Origin of the sequence: Nesterenkonia muleiensis, from assembly GCF_003600155.1 — a bacterium.
GTDB lineage: Bacteria > Actinomycetota > Actinomycetes > Actinomycetales > Micrococcaceae > Nesterenkonia > Nesterenkonia muleiensis.
Window position 1 is genome coordinate 180,183 of the sequence record NZ_QWLD01000038.1, and the last position, 19,326, is coordinate 199,508.

The 19,326-nt window shown below is 64.7% G+C and carries 20 protein-coding genes and 1 tRNA gene; 18 read left to right on the plus strand and 3 right to left on the minus strand.

Going from position 1 to position 19,326, the window contains the following annotated elements:
• The first annotated feature begins 3 nt into the window (after window positions 1-3).
• Together DVO78_RS10660 and DVO78_RS10665 are read left to right on the plus strand one after the other, a co-directional pair.
• Window positions 4-774, plus strand: coding sequence for a lipoate--protein ligase family protein (locus DVO78_RS10660; RefSeq protein WP_120004879.1), 771 nt, complete (start codon window positions 4-6; stop codon window positions 772-774).
• Window positions 771-1,649, plus strand: a complete 879-nt coding sequence (locus DVO78_RS10665; protein WP_120004880.1) for a M20/M25/M40 family metallo-hydrolase — start codon at window positions 771-773, stop codon at window positions 1,647-1,649. Before DVO78_RS10660 ends, DVO78_RS10665 begins: the two co-directional genes overlap by 4 nt.
• Here DVO78_RS10665 and DVO78_RS10670 read toward each other — a convergent pair.
• A complete protein-coding gene (locus DVO78_RS10670; protein WP_120004881.1) occupies window positions 1,637-2,311 on the minus strand; it encodes a vitamin K epoxide reductase family protein in 675 nt (224 codons plus the stop codon). The genes DVO78_RS10665 and DVO78_RS10670 overlap by 13 nt on opposite strands.
• A 421-nt stretch (window positions 2,312-2,732) precedes the next feature.
• On the opposite strand from DVO78_RS10670, the gene DVO78_RS10675 reads away from it, so the two are divergent.
• From DVO78_RS10675 to DVO78_RS10745, 14 genes are all read left to right on the plus strand, one after another.
• Window positions 2,733-5,297 carry an Rne/Rng family ribonuclease gene (locus DVO78_RS10675; RefSeq protein WP_120004882.1) on the plus strand — a complete coding sequence of 855 codons (2,565 nt, stop codon included), beginning with the start codon at window positions 2,733-2,735 and terminating at the stop codon, window positions 5,295-5,297.
• Window positions 5,298-5,368: 71 nt separating this feature from the next.
• Entirely contained in the window at window positions 5,369-5,677 is a 309-nt protein-coding gene (gene rplU, locus DVO78_RS10680) for a 50S ribosomal protein L21 (protein ID WP_120004883.1), read from the plus strand.
• A gap of 50 nt (window positions 5,678-5,727) precedes the next feature.
• On the plus strand, window positions 5,728-5,985 hold the full coding sequence (gene rpmA, locus DVO78_RS10685) for a 50S ribosomal protein L27 (protein WP_120004884.1): 258 nt from the start codon (window positions 5,728-5,730) through the stop codon (window positions 5,983-5,985).
• Window positions 5,986-6,339: 354 nt separating this feature from the next.
• Entirely contained in the window at window positions 6,340-7,866 is a 1,527-nt protein-coding gene (gene obgE / locus DVO78_RS10690; RefSeq protein ID WP_120004885.1) for a GTPase ObgE, read from the plus strand.
• Window positions 7,863-8,981: a glutamate 5-kinase gene (gene proB, locus DVO78_RS10695; RefSeq protein WP_120004886.1), complete on the plus strand. Its 1,119-nt coding sequence runs from the start codon at window positions 7,863-7,865 to the stop codon at window positions 8,979-8,981. Before obgE ends, proB begins: the two co-directional genes overlap by 4 nt.
• Window positions 8,978-10,249 (plus strand): glutamate-5-semialdehyde dehydrogenase, encoded by a 1,272-nt coding sequence (locus tag DVO78_RS10700; RefSeq protein ID WP_120004887.1) that lies wholly within the window; start codon window positions 8,978-8,980, stop codon window positions 10,247-10,249. The genes proB and DVO78_RS10700 overlap by 4 nt, the downstream gene beginning before the upstream one ends.
• Window positions 10,250-10,332: 83 nt before the next feature.
• A complete protein-coding gene (locus tag DVO78_RS10705) occupies window positions 10,333-10,518 on the plus strand; it encodes a hypothetical protein (protein ID WP_120004888.1) in 186 nt (61 codons plus the stop codon).
• 22 nt (window positions 10,519-10,540) lie between these two features.
• Window positions 10,541-11,245 carry a nicotinate-nucleotide adenylyltransferase gene (gene nadD, locus DVO78_RS10710; protein WP_274380758.1) on the plus strand — a complete coding sequence of 235 codons (705 nt, stop codon included), beginning with the start codon at window positions 10,541-10,543 and terminating at the stop codon, window positions 11,243-11,245.
• On the plus strand, window positions 11,242-12,234 hold the full coding sequence (locus tag DVO78_RS10715) for a hypothetical protein (protein ID WP_120004890.1): 993 nt from the start codon (window positions 11,242-11,244) through the stop codon (window positions 12,232-12,234). The genes nadD and DVO78_RS10715 overlap by 4 nt, the downstream gene beginning before the upstream one ends.
• An 11-nt stretch (window positions 12,235-12,245) precedes the next feature.
• Window positions 12,246-12,629 (plus strand): ribosome silencing factor, encoded by a 384-nt coding sequence (gene rsfS, locus DVO78_RS10720; RefSeq protein ID WP_338016578.1) that lies wholly within the window; start codon window positions 12,246-12,248, stop codon window positions 12,627-12,629.
• Window positions 12,630-12,671: 42 nt separating this feature from the next.
• Window positions 12,672-12,744, plus strand: a tRNA-Ala gene (locus DVO78_RS10725).
• A 335-nt stretch (window positions 12,745-13,079) separates the two neighbouring features.
• The gene (locus DVO78_RS10735; RefSeq protein WP_202912159.1) at window positions 13,080-13,310 is read left to right on the plus strand and encodes a hypothetical protein; all 231 of its coding nucleotides are present in this window, start codon (window positions 13,080-13,082) and stop codon (window positions 13,308-13,310) included.
• A gap of 381 nt (window positions 13,311-13,691) precedes the next feature.
• Window positions 13,692-13,949, plus strand: coding sequence for a type II toxin-antitoxin system Phd/YefM family antitoxin (locus DVO78_RS10740; RefSeq protein WP_120004891.1), 258 nt, complete (start codon window positions 13,692-13,694; stop codon window positions 13,947-13,949).
• Entirely contained in the window at window positions 13,934-14,332 is a 399-nt protein-coding gene (locus DVO78_RS10745; protein WP_120004892.1) for a type II toxin-antitoxin system VapC family toxin, read from the plus strand. The genes DVO78_RS10740 and DVO78_RS10745 overlap by 16 nt, the downstream gene beginning before the upstream one ends.
• Before the next feature lie 171 nt (window positions 14,333-14,503).
• Here the strand turns inward: DVO78_RS10745 and DVO78_RS10750 are convergent, their stop codons facing one another.
• On the minus strand, window positions 14,504-15,457 hold the full coding sequence (locus DVO78_RS10750; RefSeq protein WP_120004893.1) for an L-lactate dehydrogenase: 954 nt from the start codon (window positions 15,455-15,457) through the stop codon (window positions 14,504-14,506).
• A 185-nt stretch (window positions 15,458-15,642) separates the two neighbouring features.
• The gene (locus DVO78_RS10755; protein ID WP_120004894.1) at window positions 15,643-16,959 is read right to left on the minus strand and encodes a DEAD/DEAH box helicase; all 1,317 of its coding nucleotides are present in this window, start codon (window positions 16,957-16,959) and stop codon (window positions 15,643-15,645) included.
• A gap of 294 nt (window positions 16,960-17,253) precedes the next feature.
• Between DVO78_RS10755 and DVO78_RS10760 the strand changes: the two genes are divergently transcribed.
• Together DVO78_RS10760 and DVO78_RS10765 are read left to right on the plus strand one after the other, a co-directional pair.
• Window positions 17,254-18,366, plus strand: a complete 1,113-nt coding sequence (locus tag DVO78_RS10760) for a glycosyltransferase family 4 protein (protein WP_120004895.1) — start codon at window positions 17,254-17,256, stop codon at window positions 18,364-18,366.
• Window positions 18,321-19,226, plus strand: coding sequence for a class I SAM-dependent methyltransferase (locus DVO78_RS10765; protein WP_157983992.1), 906 nt, complete (start codon window positions 18,321-18,323; stop codon window positions 19,224-19,226). Before DVO78_RS10760 ends, DVO78_RS10765 begins: the two co-directional genes overlap by 46 nt.
• The last annotated feature ends 100 nt before the right edge of the window (window positions 19,227-19,326 follow it).

Genomic DNA, 19,326 nt, shown 5'->3' on the forward strand with positions numbered 1-19,326 from the left:
CCTATGCAGTCAGCTGGTGAGCTTCTTGTCTACAGGCAGCCTGAGTCTTTCGGTGCGGTCAGAGATCTGGAGCTGGGGCTGAGGCTGCTGGAGGGCACCCGCAAGTATGCGGTGGACCCCGGGCACCCGGAGGCCACACCACCGATGCTGCGGATCTACCGGCCACAGCCGACGGTGGCTTTCGGCCAGCGGGACCGTAAGCTCGCCGGTTTCCAGTTGGCTCAGGAGTCTTGCCGACGTCACGGGTTCGAACCTGTGGTGCGCCGTGCCGGTGGCAGGGCGGCGGCATATCATCACGGGTCCCTGGTGGTGGATCACATCGAACCCGATCGCGATCCCATCCGGGAGTCTCAGGCGCGGTTCTCGGCTTTTGCGGAGCTCTACGCCGAAGCCTTGCAGACCGCAGGCGTGCAGGCCAAGGTGGGTCCGCTGCCCGGTGAATACTGCTACGGGGACTACTCGGTCCACGGAGTCGATGTCGACGAGCCAGATCTGCGGGTCAAGCTCATCGGCACCGCGCAGCGGCAGATCGCCGTCGGCTGGCTGTTCTCCAGCTCCGTCATCGTGGAGGGCGGAGCAGCAATCCGCAGGGTTCTCAGTGAGGTTTACGAAGCGATGGGCCTGCCCTGGGATCCGCTGACCGCGGGGGCGGCTTCAGATTTTGCCCCTGGGGTGAGCGTAGAAGCTGTGGAATCCGCCCTTTTAGAGGCCTATGCCCAGTTTTGGGACCTGCGGACGGTTGTGCCTGCGCAGGTGGGCGGTGTCCCGGCATGACAGGCTCTGAACGTGCCGCCAGGCTGGGTGCACATATTGGAGCGCTGACTGAGGCTGGGCCCCGCGACCCGGATAATCCGCCCGGCATTGCCGCGGCTCTTGACTATCTCACCTCCACGCTGGCCAGTTACGGATACCAGGCGTACCAGCATCACTACGGAGAGCAGGACCACCAGGTCAATGTGATCGTCGAACCCGGAGCAGACCAGGGCGGCGGAACCCTCGACCTCGGTGCGCACTGGGACACTGTCGCCGGCAGCCCCGGGGCAGATGACAACGCCAGCGGGGTTGCCGGACTTCTGGAAATCGCCCGAGAATTTGCCGCAGATCCCCCTGCTCGGCCGGTACGGCTGTGCTTCTTCGCGGAGGAAGAAGCAGGAGGACTGCCTGGCAGCACCACTCATGTGGAGGCTTTCGTGCAGCGCGGGGAAAAGGTTGCGGCGGCGATGGTGCTGGAGATGATCGGCTACTGCGATCGGCGCCCCGGCTCTCAGCAACTGCCCCAGCAGGCAGCACAGCTTCTGGAATCCGCCGGTGTCGCGGCGCCGGACCGCGGTGACTTCATCGCCCTAGTCGGTGACACAGCCGCCGGGGAGCTGGTGCTGGCACTGCGCGACGCCGCCGAACAGCTGGAGCCTGAATTGCCAACAATGCCCCTGGTGGTCCCGGCCGGCGCGCTGGGGGATGGTGCACGCTCAGACCATGCCGCCTACTGGCGGGCGGGAATCCCGGGCCTCATGATCACTGATACCGCCAACTTCCGGAACCCGCACTACCACCGGCCCACTGACACCCCGGGGACTCTCGATCTGGACTTCGCCGCTCAAGTGACCACCATGGTGATCGCTGCGGTCAGAGGCTCTCAGAAACCGTAGATGAAGGCGTCGGTGAAGTTCAGCAGAATGCTGGTGAAGACCAGCAGGTAGAGCACTGCGACCACGACCCACCACCAGTCCCGGGCCACACGCTTCACACCCGCTGAGGCCGGAATCACTCCGTGGACAATATTGCGGGCAGTGGTTACCACGAACAGCGGAATCACTGCTGCCCAGACGATCATGCAGTAGGGGCACAGCACACCGATGGTGTAGACCGCGGAATACCACAGCCAGATGATGAACCCGAAGGCAAACACCGCACCAGCCTGCAGCCCGTGGTAGTACCACCTCGGCATCCTTCCACCGGTGGCCAGCAGGGAGACGGCCACCCCGATCAGCAGCGGAAAGGCCACCACGCCGATGAAGATGTTCGGAAACCCGAAGGTGGCGGATTGCCAGGACTGCATCACCTCGCCGCAGGACACCCAGGGGTTGAGATCACAGGCGGTGACATGCTGAGGGTCGTTCCACAGCCGCACGCGCTCATAGAGCAGCAGGAAACTGGCCAGCGCACCCACTGCGCCGGTGACCAGCAGCCAGATGGCGAATCCCACCGGCTGTGCATACCCAGGCAGGACACGCCCGGGCACCTGATCGGTTCTCTGCGGCTCAGCGACGTTCTCCGGCCGCGGATTGTGGGCGTCAAGGGTGGTGGACATATGCCCATTCTACGCCCGGAATGCAGGGACCCGTTAGCGCGGTGGTGCTGCGGACCAGACCAGGAATCGAGCGGGGTCTCCCCGCCGCCGGAACAAAACTGTGCGATACTGAGGACATTGGAAGCGCAGACCACACCTGTACTTCTGAGAAGGCTTTCACACGCGAAGTAGCGGCTGAGCAGGCACCCGTCGTGGACAACCGAGAACCAGTCCGCACGGCTTGACAGATCAACCAAGATGCCGCCTCCCCCAACACACTGCGCGTGACCGGAACGAGGCTCATGCTGAGCAGAGCGCGCCGTTGCCGTCAGGTGACAGGCAGCGCCCGGCTTGAGTACCGGACCGGTGGACCGGCAAGCGATACAAGTCGCGGGCTCGCCGAGTGTGGCAGCGAAGCCCGTGGCGGGAGCAGAACTTTCTCATGACAACGAGCACCACCAACGAACCCGAAGAGATCTATAACCCCTTCTCTGCACCTGAACCGGGCCAGCCCGGCGCCGAGGCCACTGCGGAGAAGGCTGTTGACGCAGCGGCCGCTGAGCAGGACCCGCTGAACGTGATGTTCCAGGCGCCTGACCTCTCCAAGATTCCGCCCACACCGCCGAAGGCCCGGCAGGACGACGCCGCGGCAGAAGCCGGCACCGCCGAGCATGACTCAGATGCCGATCAGCAGGATGACGATGGCGGCGAGCCCGGCACCCAGCGGAAGAACCGGCGCAAGCGCCGTCGCGGGGGGCGAAGCCGCAGCAAGTCCGGGGAGAATCAGGACAGCAGCGACTCCGAGGACCAGGACAAAGACGACTTGGACGACCAACGGTCCGGCGCCTCTGCCAAGGAGGAGCAGAAACAGACGAAAGCTGAGGGCACTGGGCAGGACACCGCGCCGTCGCCCTCTGAGGAGGAGACCCAGGTGATCCGCAAAAAGCGGCGGCGACGCCGCGGTTCTGCGGATATGGAGATTGAGGAAGAGTCCGAGGATGGCCACACGGTCACCCGGATCCGCTCCGGGCGGGAGTCGGGCTCCGATGCGCCGGCGAAGGTCACCGGGGTCAAGGGCTCCACCCGGCTTGAGGCCAAGCGCCAGCGCCGCAAGGCATCGCGTGAGGGGGGCCGGCGCCGCGGCATCATCACTGAGGCCGAGTTCCTGGCCCGCCGCGAGTCGGTAGACCGTAAGATGATCGTCCGCCAGCGTGGTGAACGCATCCAGATCGGTGTGCTCGAAGACGGGGTGCTCGCCGAACATTACGTCAGCCATACCACCCAGGATTCACTGATCGGCAACGTCTACCTTGGCAAGGTGCAGAACGTGCTGCCCTCCATGGAAGCCGCCTTCGTGGACATCGGCCGGGGACGCAATGCGGTGCTCTACGCCGGTGAGGTCGACTGGGAGGGGGCCAATATCGGCAATGCTCCCCGCAAGATCGAAAATGCGCTGAAATCTGGAGATTCGGTGCTGGTGCAGGTCACCAAGGACCCGGTGGGGAACAAAGGCGCCAGACTCACCAGCCAGGTCTCACTGCCCGGCCGCTACCTGGTGTTCGTCCCCGGCGGGTCGATGACCGGGATCTCCCGGAAGCTGCCTGACACCGAACGCTCCCGGCTGAAGAAGATCCTCAAAGAGCAGATGCCCGACAATGCCGGTGTGATTGTGCGCACCGCAGCTGAGGGCGCCTCGGAGGAGGAGCTGACCAATGACATCAACCGCCTGCGCTCTCTCTGGGAGACCGTCCAGGCGCAGACCAGTGACAAGAAGGTGCTGGCCCCTGAATTGCTCTACGCCGAGCCCGATCTGACCATCAAGGTGGTCCGCGACGTGTTCAACGAGGACTTCTCCGCCATGGAAGTGCAGGGTGAGGAGACCTGGGACAACATCGAAGCCTATGTCACCTATGTGGCACCGCATCTGCTGGACCGGTGTAGCCAATGGGATTCCGCTGAGCACGAAGCCGAGGATATCTTTGCCCACCACCGGATCGACGAGCAGCTGAACAAGGCCCTGGAGCGCAATGTGAAGCTGCCCTCCGGCGGGTCCTTGGTCTTCGACCGCACCGAGGCGATGACCGTGGTGGATGTCAACACCGGCAAGTTCACCGGCTCTGGCGGCAACCTGGAGGAGACGGTCACCAAGAACAACCTAGAGGCCGCTGAGGAGATTGTGCGCCAGCTGAGGCTGCGCGATATCGGCGGGATCATTGTCATCGACTTCATTGACATGGTGCTGGAGTCCAATCGGGACCTGGTGCTGCGCCGCATGGTGGAATGTTTGGGCCGGGACCGCACCAAGCATCAGGTGGCCGAAGTCACCAGCCTTGGCCTGGTCCAGATGACCAGGAAGCGCATGGGCACCGGCCTGCTGGAGGTTTTCTCCACCGAATGCGAGCACTGCTCCGGCCGTGGCATCATCGCTCATCCCGAACCGGTGGAGAACCGACCCTCCTACACCTCCGCCGGAGAGGTTGCCTCCGGAAAGGGCGCGAAGAAGCGCAAGAAGCGGGGGAAGAAGAACGACGACGCCGGCAATCAGCCCGAGCCCAAAGACCTCAAGAAGCTAGAGCGGGCCTCCCAGGGCATGGCCAAAGTGGCGGCCGCCACCAATGGCGCGGCCAAAACGGAGCAGGAGCAGCAGACGGAGAAGTCCCGCGACTCACAGACGGTGACCATCGGCGGTGAGGCTGTCGAGCTGCCGCGCGGAGAGAAGCCGGCCAAGAAGGAGAAGGTCCAGCCGGCGGAGAAGCCCGCCTCGTTGGATGCCCTGGAATCGGCGATAGAGACCCGCAGCCGTCAGCGCCGCCGCCGTGCCGCCGGATCTGCTCAGGGAGCCTCAGGAGAGGTGACCGAGATCCAGACGGAGGCGCAGGGATCGGAGGCGACCTTCGCCTCCTCCGCCGAGCCCAAGCAGAAGACTGAGAAGCCCGCAGCGGAGCCGGTGATGCTCGGTGTCGGCGTCAGCGCGGACGAACTTGCTCAGCAGGGCAGGACTGAGTAGAATAAATCGCTGGTGCTATTGCGCGCCCAGAATCTTTTTCATGCACGTTCAACGAGAGAAGTGAGTCCCAAGTGGTGTACGCGATTGTCCGCGCAGGCGGCCGACAGGAGAAGGTTTCCGTCGGAGACCTTGTGACCCTTGACCGCGTCGAGGCCGAGGCAGGCAGCGCCATCGAGCTGCCGGCAGTGATGCTGGTAGACGGGGACAAGGTCACTACCTCCGCCGATGAGCTGTCCGCAGTCAAGGTCACCGCCGAGGTTCAGGAGAATCTCCGCGGCAAGAAGATCGTCATCCATAAGTTCAAGAACAAGACCGGTTACCACAAGCGTCAGGGCCACCGCTCTGAGCTGACCCGTGTGAAGGTGACCTCCATCGCCTGACCCGGCGGTAGACTGGTACCTGAGTTCCGATTCCTGAGAGGTAGAGACCCATGGCACATAAGAAAGGCGCGAGCTCGACTCGCAACGGCCGCGACTCCAATGCGCAGCGCCTCGGCGTCAAGCGCTTCGGCGGCCAGAACGTCTCCGCCGGCGAGATTCTGATCCGTCAGCGCGGCACCAAGTTCCACCCCGGCACCAATGTGGGCCGCGGTGGCGACGACACCCTGTTTGCTCTGGCCGATGGTGCTGTCGAATTTGGCAATAAGCGCGGCCGCAAGGTCGTGAACATCGTCCCAGTGGCCGCCTAGGCGCGGACCACGGAGTATAAGGGCCCCGCGGCAGAGATGCTGGCGGGGCCCTTTTCTTTCGGCAGGACGGAGGTGGTGGCTTCGCCGCCGGCACGCACCTTTAGGTGCGAAGGCCGGTGCAAGCCGGCCGAGAGGCGAGCGGGGTTTCCCTGCCGCCGGGACGAAACTCTAGGTGCGAAGGCCAGTGTCAGCTGGCCAAGAGCCGAGGCGGCTCTGCCGCCCGGCGGGACGGGCACTGTGGCGAGCGGGGTCTCCCCGCCGCCGGGACCAACTTCAGGCGTGAAGGCCGCGGCAGCGGCCGAGAGGCGAGCGGGGTTTCCCCGCCGCCGGGACCAACACAGAGGAGATTCACCGATGGCGCATTTCGTGGACCGGGTGGTGCTGCACGCAAGCGGCGGCAACGGCGGAAGCGGTTGTATCTCTGTGCACCGGGAGAAGTTCAAACCCCTGGGCGGGCCTGACGGCGGCAACGGTGGCGACGGTGGTCATATAGATCTTGTGGTTGACCCCAACACCACCACGCTGCTGGACTACCACCACCGCCCCCACCGCCGTGCGGACAACGGGGGAGTGGGTCAGGGCGGCCTGCGGCACGGTCATAAGGGTCAGACCCTTGAGCTGCCGGTTCCCGATGGCACAGTGGTCAAGGACCGCGAAGGCAACCTGCTCGCAGATCTGGTGGGCGCCGGTGCCCGTGCTCGCATCGCCGAAGGCGGCCAGGGCGGCCTGGGCAACGCCGCACTGGCCTCCAAGAAGCGCAAGGCCCCAGGCTTCGCTCTGCTCGGCACCCCTGGTGAGCAGATCGAGGTGGTGCTGGAGCTGAAGTCAGTGGCCGACATCGCCTTGGTGGGTTTTCCCTCAGCGGGTAAGTCGAGTCTGATCGCCGCGCTCTCTGCGGCCCGCCCCAAAATCGCTGACTACCCCTTCACCACTCTGGTGCCCAACCTGGGTGTCGTCGAGGCCGGCGAGACCCGGTTCACCGTCGCCGATGTGCCGGGGCTGATTCCCGGTGCGGCTGAGGGCAAGGGGCTCGGTCATGAGTTCCTGCGCCATGTGGAACGCTGTGCCGCTCTGGTGCATGTGCTCGACTGTGGCACTCTGGAGACAGACCGGGATCCGGTGGGTGACTTAGAGGCCATCGAGGCGGAGCTCGCCGCATATGCCGCTGACGGGCTGCCGCTGACAGAGCGCCCCCGGCTGGTGGCGCTGAACAAGACCGACCTCCCCGACGGTCAGGATATGGCTGAGATGGTCGGCCGAACCCTGGAGGACCGTGGCTTCGACGTCTTCGAGATCTCCGCAGTCTCCCGGAAGGGCCTGCGCGAACTCAGCTTCGCGATGGCCAAGCTGGTCGAAGAGTCCCGCGCTGCTCTGGAGGTCGAGGAGGCCCCGGTGCCGGTGACCCTGCGGCCCAAGGCGGTCAATGACAGAGGCTTCACCATTACCCGTGAGGAGAAGGGCGGTGAGCCGCTGTGGCGGGTCCGCGGCACCAAACCGGAGCGGTGGATCCTGCAGACCGACTTCAACAACGATGAAGCAGTGGGCTACTTGGCTGACCGGCTGCAGACCATCGGCATTGAGGATCAGCTCTTCACACTCGGCGCCACACCGGGAGATGCTGTGGTGATCGGCCGTGAAGACGACGGCGTGGTCTTCGACTGGGAGCCCACGATGGCCGCCGGAGCAGAGTTCATGGCCGGCCCGCGAGGCACTGACCTGCGCTTTGACGAGCATCACCGGCCCACCCGTGCCCAGAAGAAGCAGGAGCAGGCCGAGCGGCGTGCGGCAAAGCGTCAGGTTCGGGAAGAGATGGAAGAGCTCTACGCCGCCGATGAGTCCGCCGAGGTCGAGGTGCTCTACACCCAGCAGGAGGAGCGGTGAACTTCGACATCACCGCTGCCAAGCGGCTGGTCATCAAAGTCGGCTCCTCCAGCCTGACCACGGTCAACGGCGGCATCAGTGTCCAGTCGCTGAACCGTCTGGTCGACGCCTGCCAGCAGCTTCGTGCCCGCGGCACTGAAATTGTCCTGGTCTCCTCCGGTGCGATCGCCGCCGGGCTCGCGCCCCTGGGCATGGACCGCCGGCCTCATGACCTCGCGGCCCAACAGGCCGCTGCAGCAGTGGGCCAGGGGCAGCTGTTGGCCCATTACTCCAGGGCTTTCGCTCACCACGGTGCAGAGGTGGGTCAGGTACTGCTCACCGTCGAGGACCTCATCCGCAGGGCCACCTACGTCAACGCCCTGCGCGCACTGGAGAAGCTGTTGGCACTGGGCGTGGTACCGATCATCAATGAGAACGACGCGGTGGCCACCGCGGAGATCCGGTTCGGGGACAATGACCGGCTTGCCGCACTGACCGCCAACCTGATCCACGCCGACGGACTGATTCTGCTCTCTGACGTCGACGCCCTCTACGACGGCCCGCCGGCCGAGGGCGGAAGCCCGATCGCCCGGGTCAGCAGCACCGAAGACCTCAACGGAGTCACGCTGGGGCCCCGGGGGAGGGCAGGCATAGGCACTGGAGGCATGGCCACCAAAGTCGAGGCCGCCCAGATCGTCACCTCCCACGGCATCCCCGCCAGGCTCACCTCTGCCGGCAATGCTCCGGCACTCTTCGCAGGTCAGGACATGGGAACCCTGTTCCTGCCCCGCGGTAAGCGGCGTGGAGCCCGTTCAGCCTGGCTGGCGCACCTGGCCCACACCAAGGGCAGAATCGCTATCGATCAGGGCGCCGTCAGTGCGGTGATCCGAGGCCGCCGTTCACTGTTGGCCGCCGGAGTCACCGAGGTGACGGGCAGTTTCGAAGCCGGCGACGTCGTGGAGATCATCAGTACCGATGAGGTGGTCCACGCCCGGGGCGTTAGCTCCTTCTCCGCTGAGGAGGTCCGCGCTATGCGGGGTAAGAAGACCGCCCAGCTCGGTGAAGAACTGGGGGAGGACTATCAGCGCCCAGTCATCCACACAGATGACATGGCCCGAGTGGAGGTACGAGCATGACCGCAGCACAGACAGAGAGCCAGATTGTCCAGATCAGTGGCCGGGCCAGGGAAGCCTCTCGGCTGTTGGCAAGACTGGACCGTCAGCATAAGGACCGCGCTCTGCAGGAGGTCGCCGCCGGGCTCCGGGAGTCAGCCGTCTCCCTGGTCGGGGCCAATGAGCAGGATCTTGACCGGGGCAGGGAGAACGGGCTCCCCACCCCGCTGCAGGACAGGCTCCGGCTGACGGAAGAGCGGATCGAGGCACTGGCGCTGGCAGTGGAGGAGATCGTCGCGCTTGATGACCCGGTGGGCCGTGTGGTGCAGGGGCGCACCCTGCCCAATGGGATCCGACTCAGCCAGGTGGCTGTTCCGCTCGGTGTTGTCGGCGCCATCTATGAAGCCCGCCCCAATGTCACCGTGGACATCGCCGCACTGGCGCTGAAGTCCGGCAACGCCGCAGTCCTGCGCGGCGGTTCAGCGGCGATGAGCACCAATGAGATGCTGCTCAGCGTGATCCGCCGGGCACTGCGATCAGCCTCGGTCCCGGAGGACGCCGTACAGACCATCGACCCCTATGGGCGCCAGGGCGCCACAGAGCTGATGACCACCCGAGGCAGTGTGGATGTGCTCATCCCTCGTGGCGGCCATGACCTCATCCAGCACGTGGTCACCAACTCCAAGGTTCCGGTCATCGAGACCGGTGAGGGCAATGTGCATGTCTATGTGGATGCCACTGCTGACCCTCAGCTGGCCGCAGACATCGTCCACAACGCCAAGACTCACCGCACCAGCGTCTGCAATGCTGCTGAGACTCTGCTGCTGCACGCTCAGGCGGAGCGGGCAGGCAGGCAGGCTCTGGCCGCTCTGGCCGGGTCAGGCGTCGTACTCCATGCCGACCAACGGGCCCAGCAGTGGCTGCCCGCGGGCACTGCCGCCGCGGAGGTTACGGAGGACGACTACGGCAGAGAATTCCTGGACATGGAGATCGCAGTGGGAGTGGTGGACTCCATTGATGAGGCCATCAGCCACATCCGGCGGTACAGCACCGGGCACACTGAGGCCATTGTGACCGACTCGGTGGCAGCCGCTGAGCAGTTCATCGCTGAGGTGGACGCTGCGGCAGTCATGGTCAATGCCTCCACGCGGTTCACCGACGGCGGGCAGTTCGGGCTGGGAGCTGAGGTCGGCATCTCCACCCAGAAGATGCATGCCCGGGGGCCCATGGGTCTTGGTGAGCTGACCACCACCAAGTGGATCGCCCGGGGTGAGGGGCAGATTCGTCACTGACGCCCACCGGTGCGCCGGCAGGCGAGAAAGGGCGCCTTTCGCGTAGACTTGGCATGTTCTGAACTATTCGTTGAGGGAGAGGCATGCTGAACCTGCCGTTCGATGTACTGATGCTGATGACCGGGGCCGCCGAAGAGACCGAGCTCTTCATGCCCACCCCGTGGTTCGGCGTCATCATGTTTGCTGCGCTGATGCTGTCCCTGCTGGTGACATTGGGATTCGCCAACAAGGGCAAGGAGCTGCCGGCTGATCCGACCTCCGGCCACTGAACGTCCCGAATAGCAGGCCAGTTTGCCACCTTTTTCGCGAGTCGCCCACCGCTCAGGCGATGGTCCGCGCCGTCTCGGCATTATGGGCGGCACCTTTGACCCCATCCACCACGGCCACTTGGTGGCCGCTTCGGAAGTGGCGGCGGAGTTCAGACTCGATGAGGTTATCTTTGTTCCCACAGGAGAGCCCTGGCAGAAGGCTGGGCGGCGGGTCACCACCGCCGAGCACCGCTACCTGCTGACAGTGATCGCCACCGCCTCCAACCCGCGGTTCTCCGTCTCCCGGGTAGATATCGACCGCGGCGGTGCCACCTATACCATTGATACCCTCCGGGATTTCGCCAAGCTGTACCCCCATGCCGATCTGTTCTTCATCACCGGGGCAGACGCCATGGAGCAGATCATGTCCTGGAGGAACGTTGAAGAGCTGTGGGAGCTGGCTCACTTCGTCTCGGTGACGCGCCCTGGGTATCGTAGCGAGGACTTCGGGCTGACGGAGAGCATCTCGCTGATGGAGATTCCAGCTATGGCCATCAGCTCCACCGATCTCCGAGCCAGGGGACGAGCCGGTCAGCCGGTCTGGTACCTGGTCCCGGACGGCGTGGTCCAATACATCAACAAGCACAAGCTCTATCAAGGAGATTCATGCACACGCGCAGTCGGTGAACCGGATCGCAGCTTATCTGGGCATAGCATGGGTCAGGACGAGCAGGAGGCTTCCATATGAGCGCAGAGACCACAGAGCAGTACACGGCGAACGGAGATGAACTCCGTGCGCGGTATCTGCCTGTCTCCCGCAAGGAGCTGCGCCGCCGCCGTGAGGAGGCTGAACGCACCAGCCAGGAGGAGACCGGCAGCGATGCCGAGTCTGCCGATGAAGCGCCCGTTGAGCCTGACCACGGCGATGAGCTCGCCCGGCTTGTCGAGGACACCTCAGCCTCTGAGGGGAATGACCTTCCGGAGGAGCCGGCCGCCGAGGCCGAACAGGATCAAGATCCGGAGCCATTCGATGCTGCTGATGCCGCGGCATCCGATGTTGCGGAGGAGACATCCGGCGAAGAGCCGGCGGTAGTACTGCCGGCGCCTCCTGAGCCGGCCGAGGAGCCGGTGCGCCCTGAGGAGGAGATCGCGGATGCTGAGGCGGAAGAGGATCCAGAGTCGGATTCGGAGGTGGAGCCGGACCAGGCGGCAGAGCCTGAGGATACCGGACGCCTGAGTTCCCGCCGGGCTCGCCGGCTGCTGCGGGATACTCAGTCGATTCCGCGCCTGAGTCCTGAACTGATGGCGGAACTGGATGCCACCAACGCTGAGATTGCTGTGATCGAGGATCCCAACAGGGTGGATCCTGAACTGCTGAAGAAGCAGCAGGCGCTTGCCGCCAAGGCTATGCAGGCTAATCAGGAACGGATGCGCAAGGAGCAGGCTGCTGCGGAGAAGGAGCGCAGGCGGCGCAGCCGCGAACGTCCTGAGTCCCAGGTGCTGACAGATAAGATGCTGCGTGACTCCCTTGGGCAGGATCCTGAGGAGATGCAGTACTTCACCGGGCAGATCGAGCCTGTGCACGCCCAGGGCGCTCACGGGCTGGACCTGAACAAGATGGTCGATGCCACCTCCCGTCAGGCCAACCGGCAGAATGCTCTGATGTGGGTCACGATCGTCCTGGGAGTCCTTCTGCTGGCCGCGATCGCCGCAGGGATCTACTTCTTCGTCCTCTAGACTGAGCATCAATGATGACTGTTCCTGAGACCGTGCTGACAGAGTTGCGCACTGCCGCATCAGCCGCCGCTGAAAAACTCGCCACCAACATCGCCGGATACGACGTCGGGGAGCGCCTGGGCATCACCGACGCGTTCCTCGTCTGTTCGGCACCTTCGGACCGGCAGATTCAGGCGATCTGCGAGGAGATTGAGCATCAGCTCAAGGATCAGCACGGCTCGGTGCCGCTGCGCCGGGAAGGCCGGGGCGCTGACACCTGGGTGCTACTTGACTACGGCCATATGGTGATCCACGTCCAGCATGAGCAGGAGCGGGCCGTCTACGGTTTGGACCGGCTCTACGCGGACGTCCCCACCGTTGATCTTGACTTGCCGGAAGCTCCCTCAACGGTGTAATGTGTAGGGGTTGCCAGCACGGCGATGACAAACTGAATATATGGGGCATTGGCGCAGCTGGTAGCGCACTTGCATGGCATGCAAGGGGTCATCGGTTCGAGTCCGATATGCTCCACGTCAGTTGAGAAATTCGAAACTGCCCCGTCTGATGGCGGGGCAGTTTCGCGTCCGGGCCCGCGGAGGGGACGGTCGAAAATATTCATCTCGGGGCTGACTCGCCGGCGTCTTCGACGTCGTAGTCATCGGACAACGCGGCGAGTGGGCGTCGCTGGTGTCAGCGTCTTCGAAGCCTTGGGTCGAGTAGCGCAGGCGTTGTGTCGTTCTTCTCTGCTGGGGCGAGATCGACCCCAGGTGGAACGATCGTGTCGATCGCATCAAGGACCTCTGACGGCAAATCGGTGTCAGCGGCAACGAGCTGTGAGTCGAGGTGCTCCAGTGTGCAACGACTAGATGAGCTTCGACACGTTGCATGCCTACTTCGTCGAGAGCCTCGTCCCGGTGTGTGCACAGATGCTCGACGCCGCGATAGCCTCGGGTGATATCAGAGCGGACGTCGGCGCAGACGAGCTGATGCGCGGTATCGGCAACCTCTGCATCTTCGCCAACCAGGACCCTCGCTACGATGCACGTCGACTCGCGGGTCAGCTGATCGCAGGTCTGCTCCTTGCACCCGTGACCTGAGCTCTCAAGGGCAGAGCGCCACGATATGAACAGTGCCAGATCTATTCGGTCAGACTCCCCTGACACACCGTGCACGAAGAAAGCCTGACAACCGCTCATGGCCGAATCCGACCTCCTGAGCAATGGTCTTCAACGAACCTCCCGCTTCATACGCGGACTCTGCTTGACGTAGCACCGCCTCTGACGGTCGAGACGACTTCGTGACCTTGCGTTGCCTAACACGAGACGGTCGTCGACGTTCCCGAAGGGTGCCGTGCACCACGGCAACGCAAACCAGCGAGGGGGGAAGTTTTGATAATGCTCCAGCCTGGTCCACGTAAGTTGGGGTAGTTCCGCGTCCGGATCGCTTCACTCGATCTGATTATCAGATAATATGGATGTATGCGTACTATCAGCGCCACCGAGGCATCCCGCCGATTCTCCGACCTGCTCGATGCGATCGAGGTGGGCGACACGGTGACGGTGACCCGGGGCAACCGGCCAATCGCAGAGATCCGACCCGCGCCCCACCGCACCGGACGCGATCTGCGGGCAGCGCTGACCGAGATCGCGCCGCCCGATGACCGATTCGCTGCGGACATCGCTGACGCCGTAGGGAGTCTCACTCACGAGGAGGCAGACCCGTGGGCAGGCGCGTGATCCTCGATACGAATGTCTTGATCGACTATGAGCGCGGCGCCTTCGATCGCGCTTCCCTCGACGACGATGAGTTGGCCATCGCCGCCATCACTGTGGCTGAGTATCGAACGGGCATCGAGCTGGTAGACACAGCGGAGCGTGCCGCCGCCCGCTCCCGTGCTCTGGCCGCGATCACCGGCGCGGTCGAGGTGCTGGAGTACACCGAGGCTACCGCCGTCCATCACGCCCGGCTGATCGCCCATGCTCGACGGTCAGGCAGGGCCCGCGGTGCTCATGATCTGATCGTCGCCGCGCATGCCGCGCAGACAGAACGCGTGCTGCTCAGTGGCGATGTGCTCGCTCGCTTCGCCGACCTGCCTGGAGTGACTGCCGAACGGCCGTGACCAGCGTCGGCGGCAGTTGAGTCAACTGCTGCGGAGCCTGATTTCCCGGCGCATCGTGGACATGCACGCAAGGGGTGAGGCAAGTTTCGACAATGCTCCCGTTAGGTCCACGGATCGTGAAATCCCGGTACCCTGCAGGTGTGCGCGGGAACCGAGGTGGGGCGAAGCCGGTTACAGTCCCAGTGAGCGCTGGACACCCATCAGCTCGTTGGCCGAATGCTGCAGCAGTTCTTCCTCATGCTGAGAGAAGGGTGTGGTCGTCACCGGTTCCGCACCAGAGGCGGAGACCACGCTGGGCACCGACAGGGCGACTCCCTCGATTCCCATGAACCCCTGCAGCACGGTGCTGACCGGAAGCACAGCGTGCTCATCGTTGAGCACCGCTTCGATGATCCGGGCCGAAGAAAGCCCAATGGCGTAGTTGGTGGCCCCTTTGCCCTGGATCACCTGATAGGCAGCGCTACGGACCTGATCGGTGATTGAGTCAAGACCCTCTGGGCTGAAGACCTTCTGGCCGTCGACCTCCCAATCCAGCAGCGGGGTGACACCGATCGTGGCCGTCGACCACAGCGGGAACTCGGTGTCACCGTGCTCGCCGACGATATGGGCATGAACGCTCTGCCGGGCGACCCGAGCCTGCTGCGCCAGCAGCCAGCGCAGCCGCGCAGTGTCCAGCACGGTGCCGCTGGAGAACACCCGTTCAGGGGGCAGGTCCGAGAGCTTCTGAGCGGCCGTGGTGAGCACGTCACAAGGATTGGTCACCAGCAAAAAGATGGCCTGAGGAGCCCGTTCAATGAGCTGCGGCATCAGCGATTCGAGAATACCGGCATTGGTCGCGGCAAGGTCCAACCGCGTCTGCCCGGGGTCCTGCTTGGCCCCCGCGGTGACGACGACGACGTCGGCCCCTTCTATCTGCTCCAGATCGTCGCCGCCGGAGACGTCACTGGCACCGGTGAACTGGCTGCCGTGGGCGAGGTCGAGGACCTCAGCTTCCACGCGGGCGGCGTTGATGTCATAGAGCCGAATATGCCGGGCTGAGCCGCGAATCATCACAGCGTATGCGATCGAGGCTCCGACGCTGCCTGCCCCGACGATGGCGACTGTCCTGTTCTCAAAAGCATTCACTATTACCAGACTCGCACAGCTTCACCCCCGAGGGAAGGGCAGAGAGTTGACATTATTATGAGGTGAATCACAGGCTCGGTCCATGCCTGAGACTCACCACGTTCTGAACCAAGCTCCTCCACTCAAAGTTCTTAACCCTTTTCGGTGACTTGCCAGCTGAGCCGGTACCTCTCGTCGCTTCGGAATCAGCCGCGGGAGCCGGAGGGCTGGTGCGCCCGGCGGCGCCGTCCCTGGCTGCGCGCGCCCTGACCAGGGCGGGAACGCCTGCCGTTGGAGCGGCCGCCTGAGCGTGAGCCTGCACCGCCCGAGTGTTGCGGCGCAGCCTGCACGGCGGGCGTCACATAGGGCGCGACCTCTCCGACCAGTTCGGTGACCGCCGCAGAGTCGCTGGTCACGGTCAGCGGCTCAGCCTTGATGGCGGCTTTGCGCAGCAGCGCCTGGGTGTCTTTGCGCTGCTCGGGCAGCATCACCGTCACCACCTCGCCGCTGCTGCCGGCGCGGGCGGTGCGCCCGGAGCGGTGGAGATACGCCTTGTGCTCTGCCGGGGGATCCACGTGGACCACCAGCTCCACGGAGTCCACATGCACCCCGCGGGCGGCGACATCGGTGGCCACCAGCACCCGGACGTCTCCGCCGCCGAAAGCAGCCAGGTTGCGGTCACGCTGGTTCTGCGAAAGGTTGCCGTGCAGGTCCACGGCCGGGGTGCCGCCGGCGGTGAGCTGTTTGGCCAGCTTCTTCGCCTGGTGCTTGGTGCGGGTGAACAGGATCCGCTTGCCGGTCCCCGACGCCAGCGCCTTGACCAGGGGCTTCTTCTCCTCGGCAGGAACTTCGAAGATGTGGTGGGTCATCGCCGACACGTGGGAAGTGGGCTCGTCCACCGAGTGCAGCAGCTCATTGTGCAGGAAGCGCTTGACCAGCTTGTCCACACCGTTGTCCAGCGTGGCGGAGAAGAACATGCGCTGCCCGCGTGGAGGCGTCTGGGCCAGCAGCCTGGTCACCCCGGGCAGGAAACCAAGGTCCGCCATATGGTCAGCCTCGTCCAGAACGGTGACCTCCACGCCGTCGAGGGTCAGTGCACCCTGACTGAGCAGGTCTTCCAGACGCCCCGGGCAGGCGACGACGACGTCGACACCGGCTCTCAGCGCCTCCACCTGGTGCTTCTGGCTCACACCGCCGAAGATGGTGGTGGTGCCCATCCCACAGGCGGCAGCCAGCGGCTCGAGCACAGCATTGATCTGGGTGGCGAGTTCACGGGTGGGAGCCAGGACAAGCCCCCGGGGTGTGCGCGAGAGCCGTGGGTTCCGGTTCTCGGCGAGACGGGCGATGAGCGGGATGGCGAAGGCCAGGGTCTTTCCGGAGCCGGTCTTGCCGCGACCGAGCACATCGCGGCCGGTCAGGGTGTCAGGCAGCGTCTGCTGCTGGATGGGGAAGGCCTGGAACTTGCCGTCTGCGGCAAGAGCGCGCACCAAAGGAGCGGGCACGCCCAAGTCGACGAAGGTCATAGGTGTATCAGAGATGGCGGATGCCTTTCAGGATGCGCCAGAGGTCAAGGAGCGGCAGCGTGTGCGCGCCAGGGCACTGGCTGTGGCGATTGCACCGGATGGTGCATTCGGTCGCCGCGAGAAAAGTACTGCTTGAAGCCTACCGCCGGGTCTGAGCACCGGCCGAGGCTGAAAGAGAGTTCCTACGACGCAATGGACCTGCGTGGTCCAATAGTCTTACTCTACCTGCGGAAGTGGAAGAAGACCAAAGAGGCGGCCGCTCCTGGGGCCCACGGAGCCCACCTCCTCAGCTGAATGGAGACAAGCACCATGGAGATCGCCGAGCATCTGCAGGTGGTGCGTGAGGCGCCGGTGTTCATCACCCCCGCTGATCTGCCCGGACCCAGCGGCGGGACAGGCTACAACCTGCAGATACTGGCCGCATGGGCCGAGTCAGGGCTCAGCGTGTGCCATTATCGCCTGCCCGGAGCCTGGCCACAGCCCACTGCGCCTCACCGTCAGGCGCTGGACCAGGTGTTGGCGGTTCACCGGTGGGCGCTGGTGGATGGCATCATCGCCTCTGCCGCCCCGGAAGAACTGGCCCGTGCGGTCAGGCAGGGGTGCGAGGTCAGTGTACTGGTCCACCTTCCCCTGCCTGCCGAATCTGGGCTCACCGCGGAGCAGCGTCACCGGTTGACCTGCCGGGAAGGTGCCGCCCTGCGGGTGGCGCACACGGTGGTCGCCACCAGCACCTGGGCACGTGAGGACCTGCAGCGCCGGTATGGACTCACTGGTATCCACGTGGCTGTTCCTGGCGCCGATCCTGCACCGACGGCTGCAGGATCCACTGAAGCGGTGGGCACACCTGTGCCACAGATACTGTTCCTGGGCGCCTTGACCCCACGGAAGAACCCACTGCTGGTCATCGCTGCGCTGGAGACCAATGAGGACTTGCCCTGGCGCTGTGTCATCGCCGGTCCGGGCCACCAGGATCCTGGTTATGCGCAACGGGTCAAAGCGGCCTGTGCGCAGTATCCGCACCGCATCTGCGTCCCAGGTGCGGTGGAGGGCCAGGCGCGAGAGACGCTGTGGCATCACACCGACCTGCTGGTGCTGCCCTCCCGGGCAGAGACCTACGGCATGGTGGTCACCGAGGCGCTGGCCCGCGGGATACCGGTCATAGTCGGCCGGGGAACCGGTGCTGAAGAGGCCCTACGGGGCAGCCCCGCCGAACCCCGTGCCCGATTGCCCGCACCAGGGGCCGTGGCAGAGCCGGAGGACAACGGCCAATGGAGTGCACTGCTGCGCGATTGGCTCCGAGATCCTCAGCTGCGCAGCACCTGGCGTGAGCGTGCCCTCCAGCACCGGGATAGACTCCCGGGATGGACCCAGACAGCAGAATCTCTGAGGACGGCAGTCCGCTGGTGAACCGTCCCGTGCCCGCAGACTGGCTGGCGCTGCGCCGGGAAGCTGATCACCGGGCGCGGGAAAAGTCCGCGCATCTGTTGGACAGGCTGCAGCGGCATCTGCGTGCCAGCGGCGCTGATTCAGTCCACATCATCGACGTCGGGGCCGGCACCGGTTCGAACCAGGCGTGGTTGGCCACACGACTGGGACTGAACCAGCACTGGACGCTCCTGGACCACGACGCCGGTCTCATCGGCGTCGCAGAGATGCTCAGCCTCTCCACACCGCAGGTGAGCACTGACCGGCAGGTGGGTGCCATCGAGGACCTTCCAGCGCTGCTGGAGTCTCTGAAGCCGGCGTCTTCTTCCCGGGAGCACGGACCTGAGGGCAGACCGGTCCTGGTGACCTGTGCAGCGCTGCTGGATCTGCTCACTGCGGCCGAGGCGGAGATTCTGGTCGAGGCTGTGGCTTCGGCGGGGGAGACCTGGCAGGCAGCTGGTCTTTTCAGTCTGACCGTCACCGGTGCGGTGCAGATCTCACCGCAGGATCCAGAGGACGGTCTCATCTCCGAGGCCTTTGATGCGCACCAGCGCCGTGGGGGCATACTGGGTCCTGATGCCGCCGGCGCCGTCGCAGCCTTGTTCGCTGGTCGAGGGATGAGCGTGACTGTCCAGGAGACCGACTGGGAACTCTCCAGCGACCACAGCGATCTGACACACAGGTATCTGATCGACCGGGCTGCCGTCGCCGTGGAACAGGACCCTGCCCTGGAACAGACTGCTGAGGCGTGGGTGGAGCGTCGACTGCACCAGCTGGCCCAGCACCAGCTGCTGGTGCGTGTCGGGCACACCGACATGCTGGTGCTCCCCGGACCCTCTTAGTCGGTGACGAAGGGGGAGGCTGGCACAGGCTGGCCGCACCTGCTGCAGAATTCAGAGCGTGTGGTCCTTGGGCACCCGGGCGGTGCATGTCAATGCGGTC